This window comes from Mesobacillus sp. (assembly GCF_049588175.1).
GTDB lineage: Bacteria > Bacillota > Bacilli > Bacillales > Cytobacillaceae > Mesobacillus.
In genome coordinates this window covers 1-5,622 of the sequence record NZ_JBAVFI010000090.1, presented here as the reverse complement: position 1 = coordinate 5,622, position 5,622 = coordinate 1, and the positions used below count along the sequence as shown (strand labels likewise).

General features: G+C 39.7%; 6 protein-coding genes. 2 read left to right on the top strand and 4 right to left on the bottom strand.

The window, feature by feature from the left end:
* Positions 1-335: 335 nt before the first annotated feature.
* The 3 genes from WB217_RS01990 to WB217_RS01980 form a co-directional block, all read right to left on the bottom strand.
* Positions 336-2,009 (bottom strand): M4 family metallopeptidase, encoded by a 1,674-nt coding sequence (locus tag WB217_RS01990; RefSeq protein WP_423990158.1) that lies wholly within the window; start codon positions 2,007-2,009, stop codon positions 336-338.
* Between the two features lie 304 nt (positions 2,010-2,313).
* The gene (locus WB217_RS01985) at positions 2,314-2,802 is read right to left on the bottom strand and encodes a methylated-DNA--[protein]-cysteine S-methyltransferase (RefSeq protein WP_423990156.1); all 489 of its coding nucleotides are present in this window, start codon (positions 2,800-2,802) and stop codon (positions 2,314-2,316) included.
* Positions 2,786-3,703, bottom strand: coding sequence for a DNA-3-methyladenine glycosylase family protein (locus WB217_RS01980; RefSeq protein ID WP_423990154.1), 918 nt, complete (start codon positions 3,701-3,703; stop codon positions 2,786-2,788). The genes WB217_RS01985 and WB217_RS01980 overlap by 17 nt, the downstream gene beginning before the upstream one ends.
* Positions 3,704-3,892: 189 nt before the next feature.
* Between WB217_RS01980 and WB217_RS01975 the strand changes: the two genes are divergently transcribed.
* Both WB217_RS01975 and WB217_RS01970 read left to right on the top strand, forming a co-directional pair.
* Complete coding sequence (locus WB217_RS01975) at positions 3,893-4,447, top strand: DUF6143 family protein (RefSeq protein ID WP_423990152.1); 555 nt, start codon at positions 3,893-3,895, stop codon at positions 4,445-4,447.
* Between the two features lie 18 nt (positions 4,448-4,465).
* Positions 4,466-5,008 (top strand): DUF6143 family protein, encoded by a 543-nt coding sequence (locus tag WB217_RS01970; protein WP_423990150.1) that lies wholly within the window; start codon positions 4,466-4,468, stop codon positions 5,006-5,008.
* Positions 5,009-5,080: 72 nt separating this feature from the next.
* Here the strand turns inward: WB217_RS01970 and WB217_RS01965 are convergent.
* A partial coding sequence (locus WB217_RS01965) for a tRNA-dihydrouridine synthase (RefSeq protein ID WP_423990148.1) occupies positions 5,081-5,622 on the bottom strand: 542 nt, incomplete at its 5' end.

Here is a 5,622-nt window from a genome sequence, read left to right as displayed (position 1 = left end):
ATGGCCCTTAATTAATACAGGGATATAGCCCTATTTAATACTATGAGAAAGATGATTCAGCACATTCTATAAGTTCTTTTGTACTATGTCTAAAAGAACCATAATTAAGACGTCCCTTTGCTTCTTTAGATGACAGGCTGAAGCATGGGGACGTATCTTATGCTTCTCCTCTTTTTCTTACAGTTTAACCATGTAAAAAACAGCTTCGCCACATAATCCACAAGTACAGAGTATATTCGGCAACACAGGTAAGACCATAACAAAAAATCCCTCAAACTATTAAGCTTGAGGGAACATAAAATACACTTCAATATTCATATTAGATCAGCTGAAAATTAATAAATTCCCACCGCATCAAATCCGGCATTAGCTGAAGCCTCTTCCGCACTGCCTTCACCATAAATATCGATTGCAGACTGAACAATAGCCTGGCGTGCGTCGCTAAAATTGGAATTTGGAGTTAAATAAACAGTTAAGGCTCGATAGTAAATCTGCCCCAACTTTTCCCTCCCAATCTCTTGAGCAATCAAGTATGCGGCATGGTTCGTAATGGATGAGTTAACATGGACTCCACCGCCATCTACCGAAGTTGGCATGTTGTAAAACTCGTCCATATGATCCGGATAGACGCCGCCATTTGTGCTATACGCCCTTCTTTGCTCATTTGCGACGATCACACCATTTGGATTGCTTAAGCTGCGCAAGACTGTTGAACCGGCTGCTTTAGCCTCCGGTGCCATAATATCCTCGCCCATTTCCCAATCACTGTCGTCAACGAGTGCACCAAAGACATCGGCAAAGGATTCATTTAGAGCACCGGATTGATTACGGTACACTAAATTTGCTGAATTGGAAATGACACCATGAGTCATTTCATGGGCAGCAACGTCAAGACCTGCTGATAGAGAGATCATGAATTTACCGTCACCATCACCATAGGTCATCCAGCGCCCATTCCAGGAAGCATTGTTGTAATTGTTGCCATAGTGAACTTTAGAAATGATCGCCATCCCTTCACCATCAAGGGAATTACGGTCATGTTCATTTAGATAATACTCATAGACCTTTTCGGAATTATAGTGCGCATCGACAGCAGCTCGATCATAATCGCTGATAAATGCTGCAGAATTCCCTAAATAGAGAGTATCGTTACTGGAAGTGTTATCATTTTTAGCATCGTACGTTACGATTCCTCCAAGGTTCTCATGAGAGTAATCTGCTAACGCAAACTTAGTTCCAGAATTCGGCTCTTTTACTTGAGTAATATGTAGTTCCCTGTGATCACCATGTACACCTTTTCCAGCACCTTTTTGCGTTTGCTCATCAGCATGCATTAAGCCATTATATTGATCGATAACCTCTCCCGATTTTGCATCCACAAAGACAAACCAGTTTCCAGGCTCATCTCCCATGAAGTTAACATTCACTTTATAAGCTGTATAATTCTCCCCTTCAAAAGGCAGGACAACAAGCTCAGCAGTTGGCTCATAGGTCAGCTCTTCAGGAGCATTGACAGAGGATAATGCCGCCTTTAGGGCATCATCACTGCTTAAAGAGGCAGTCGTGTCCACTGCATCATTAGTAATCGTTTGATTTATTCTTCCGTTGACAGAGACGACTTCATTATTCTCATTAAAATGAACAATAACCTCGGCCCCCTCTACGTTCACACCATTTACGGACTGATTAAAGCGAACGTGAGTCATACCCAGTTTATCTTTTTGTGTACTCTTTACTTTTAACTCTTGATCCGGATTATTGATTCCAGTTTTATCCTGGTTCTTCTTCAAATAATTTAATGCGTTGGAAGCTGTGCTTGAAGAGAATTTCTCTGCGATTCGCTCCTTCACAAATACAGGAACGCTAGCTTTCGCATTCCACTCCTTAGAAGCTTGTCCACTGCTTAGCAAACTCGAATTTACAGGCTGCGCTAAAACACTGCTAACTGGAATAGAACCTACCAACATTGCTGACGACAAAACTACAGGTAAAATAAACTTCTTCTTCAAAATCCCATTCCTCCCATCAATTACCATTAGTGTTATTATAGATTGATAGAGGATTAGTTTCATGAATAATTAGAATTATTTGAATAAAATAAAATAGTGAACATATAAGCCTAAGTTAAGGTGCATGGGGACGTACCCTGTGCTTCTATTTTCCTTCATTGACTCAGGTACATCGGATTACAGTTTTATTAATTGGACGTATCCTTTACTTCTTTTTCATAATTTGTGTTCAGGGAAAAGTTTGAAAATCCTTTAATGAATCCTCTTAATAATAAACGGAAGCATAAGGTACGTCCCCATGCTTTTACTTATGTTCCGTTATACAAGATTTCTCATGTTGAAGCAGCCATTCCTTTCTCCACAGTCCTCCTGCATAACCGGTTAATTTCCCATTTGAACCGATTATTCTGTGGCAAGGAATGATAATACTCAACTTGTTTTTCCCATTTGCACTCCCTACAGCTCTGATGGCTTTTTCATTCCCAATGGAAACGGCAATATCCTTGTAGGACCCTGTTTTTGCGTAGGGAATTTCTGTTAAAGCTGCCCATACTGTTTTTTGAAAGTCAGTCCCTTCAAATTGGTACGGGAATGTAAATTCATGGCGGCCGCCTTTAAAATATTCGTCAAGTTGGTTATAGCATTCTCCTAAAACCGAAGGAGTTTCATCCTGTAGAACATTCACCTTTTTGCCCTCTTCAGAGAACAAAATAGACGTGATGGCTTCATGGGTACCAATTATTTCTATTACACCAATTGGAGATTCATAATCTAATTTATGTAGTTTTGTCATATAAGGACCTCCAAAGATAAAAGGTAGCATATGCCTGCCAGCCTTCCCAATTCACTGCATATTCTTTTATTTCTTCTATAGTCGGTTTCTTCTCAAGACCTAATAGATTCTTTAAAGCATTATGAAGACCGACATCCGCAACTGGAAAGGAAGACGCAACGTGTAAGCACTTCATCATCACATAATCTGCAGTCCATGCTCCGATCCCTCTTATCATCATTAATGATTTTTGCATTTGCTGATATTCTTTTTTCTGAAGCAATAAATCTTTTGTTAATTCGCCGTTTTCCATAGCTTTAGCGATGCCAATGATATATTCAGCCTTCCTGCTAGTAAATTGAAGTTTCCTTAAATCATCCACACTTATGGATGCAATTTTTTCAAATGTGGGGAATAGCCAAAACGTTTCTCCTTCGAAAGTTAGGCCTTCGCCAAATAGTTCAACGAAGCGTTTCTTTAATGTATAGGCAAATGTTAAATTGATTTGCTGTCCCATAATCGCCCATACCAGCGCTTCAAATAAATCTGGAATGCACATAATCCGTAAGCCATAATATTTATGGGCAAGTTTTTTTAAAACTTTATCTTGCCTAGCCACTTGATAAAACTCCCCTAAATCCTGATCCAAATCAAACCATTCCCAAATATACTCTGCCACTATTTTTCGAGAGTGGATAGATAAGGGGCTTAATGGAAACTCAACTTTTATGGCATCATTGCTGAATCCTATTTTACATAAAATCAAAGATTCTTTAACTTTAATTAGTTTATATACAGACCCCTCTTTAATCTGGTAAAGCACTTCAAGGCTCGATCTGCCCAAAAAAATTAAACACTCTTCAAAATTAAATTCCTCAGGGGGATAAATCTCTATATAAGATTCATGATCAATCCAATTCATTTAGGAGCTCCTTTCGATATTCACTAGGCGAACAGTCTTTTAAACTTCGGAACCCATTAAAGAAGCAAAGGGACGTACCCTTTGCTTCTTTTTGATAATTGAACTTACTGTGGTGTAAATCAATTTGAACAACTGCCTATACTGTTTCATATTATATTCTCATGAGAATGCACAGTTGGGGGTAATAGTATGCCAGAAAAAGCGAATAAACAACCAATTGAAGTGGTGAATGTTCCTAGTCCAACCTTGAATTCAAAGCTTGGAAGATATTTTATAGGGAAAACCGGATTACTGAATTTTGGCGGCGGATATTATGCCTGGGGTGGAATAGTCAATCCCATTGATTCTGGAGTCAATCTATATATCGATATTTTTACCATAACAAACTACTCAACTCAAAATTTCATCAGTGAAATCTGGTTAAATGCAGATCCGCCTAAAAAAACAGCAGTCTCCTTCGATGTAACTCCAACAAATCAGGCTGTTTCACCTCCTCCAAAACCAAAGGCGGTTATGAAATATGCTAGTTTTTCCACTGAACCCATGACTAAAGGTGTGAATATTTTCGATAGAATTGTTACTCAAAATTCTACCCTTGTAAGTGATTCACACAATGGATCCATAATTATTGGTCCTGGAGGTTCCTTTTCAATAATACTAAGACCGAACGGTTATCAATACCTCACAGGGACAATCGTTCTGACCTGGTGGGAGGAAAAAAATGAATCATCGGTCAATATGTAATTATGAGGAGGCATGATTATGAGTTTTGTATTGAATAATGAAAAACAACCTCATGAGGTCACCATCTTGCCCGAAAATGTATATCATTCCTATCTTGGTGAGTACTTTCTGGGTCAGACTGAGATCATATCCTTTGGAGAAGGATATGATGGATGGGGCAGTCTAGTCAATCCGGTTGACTCCAAGGTGAATATGTTTTTGAATGCCTATACCATCACCAACTATTCCATTGAGTCATTAACAGCTGAAGCTTGGCTAAGCAGCATACTTCCCGGAAGAGGAAAAACATCGCCATATTTTGCTGCCGGAAACCAAGCCATTATTCCGCCGCCAATGCCCAAGGTTGAAATTGAAAATGCCAGCTTGGTATCAGGAAAACCCAAAGGCGGTACCTACGCCTTTGTAAGAAGGGCTGAACCCTTGGTAACCCTTACAAAACATGATTTCCAAGGTATGTTTATCCTACCTCCAGGAAGTTCCTTTTCCTTATTCTTTTTGTCCCCGGGAAAAAGGCAGGTATACGCAAGAGTCGCCTTTGGCTGGTGGGAAGAAAAAGCTTAATCAAGAAGCAAAGGGACGTACCCTTTGCTTTCAACACGAAGAAGCATAAGGTACGTCCCCATGCTTCTCCCATCAAAATTCTTTTTCAAAGTTATCAAGCAATGCACGCACTTCGTCTGTTGATTTCGTGTTCATCAATTGATTTCTTAATTCAGCAGCTCCAGGGAATCCTTTGACATAAATTTTGAAAAAGCGATGAAGCCCTGTTATCGAACGTGGAAGTTCTTCCGCATATTGATCTTGAAGATCAAGCTGCAGTCTTAAAAGATCGAGGTATTCTTTACTGCTATGCTCTTTTGGCTCTTTTTCAAAAGCAAAAGGATTTTTAAAAATACCTCGCCCGATCATAACGCCATCAATACCATATTGTTCAGCGAGCTTCAAGCCAGTTTGGCGGTCAGGAATATCTCCATTGATCGTCAAAAGTGTGTCTGGTGCTACCCGATCACGAAGTTTTTTGATTTCAGGAATCAACTCCCAATGAGCATCTACTTGGCTCATTTCCTTCCTGGTACGCAGATGGATTGAAAGATTCGCAATGTCTTGTTCTAGTATGTGAGTGAGCCAATCCTGCCACTCCTCTACTTCCGTGTAACCAAGCCTTGTCTTCACAC